At 72.0% G+C, this 751-nt stretch carries 1 protein-coding gene; it reads left to right on the plus strand.

Annotation, left to right across the window (positions count from 1 at the left end; all coding sequences use genetic code 11):
* A partial coding sequence (locus ABD323_RS42620) for a PhoH family protein (protein WP_344447421.1) occupies positions 1 to 751 on the plus strand: 751 nt, incomplete at both ends.

A 751-nucleotide genomic window follows, 5' to 3' on the forward strand; every position in this document is an offset into this window, starting at 1 on the left:
GCGGACGAGCTGCCGGTGCACACCGGGCTGGTGCTGGCCTCGGAGCGTGGTCGGGCGCTGGGCCGGGTCACCGGTGACGGGCGGGTCCGGCTGGTGCGCGGTGACCGTGAGGCGTTCGGGCTGCGCGGGCGCAGTGCCGAGCAGCGCGTGGCGCTGGACCTGTTGCTGGATCCGGAGGTGGGCATCGTCTCGATGGGCGGGCGGGCCGGTACCGGCAAGTCCGCGCTGGCGCTGTGCGCGGGGCTGGAGGCGGTGCTGGAGCGCGGGCAGCACCGCAAGGTGATGGTCTTCCGTCCGCTGTACGCGGTCGGCGGCCAGGAGCTGGGCTACCTGCCGGGTTCCGAGTCGGAGAAGATGAGCCCCTGGGCGCAGGCGGTCTTCGACACGCTCTCGGCGGTGACCACGCCCGCGGTGATCGAGGAGGTGATCTCCCGCGGGATGCTGGAGGTGCTGCCGCTCACCCACATCCGCGGGCGCTCGCTGCACGACGCCTTCGTGATCGTGGACGAGGCCCAGTCGCTGGAGCGCAACGTGCTGCTCACGGTGCTCTCGCGGATCGGCCAGGGCTCGCGGGTGGTGCTCACCCACGACGTGGCGCAGCGCGACAACCTGAGAGTGGGCCGCTACGACGGGGTGGTGGCGGTGGTGGAGAAGCTGAAGGGCCATCCGCTCTTCGCCCACATCACCCTCACCCGCTCCGAGCGCTCGCCGATCGCCGCCCTGGTGACCGAGATGCTGGAGGACATCCAGC

This window comes from Kitasatospora nipponensis (assembly GCF_039528135.1).
GTDB classification, from domain to species: domain Bacteria; phylum Actinomycetota; class Actinomycetes; order Streptomycetales; family Streptomycetaceae; genus Kitasatospora; species Kitasatospora nipponensis.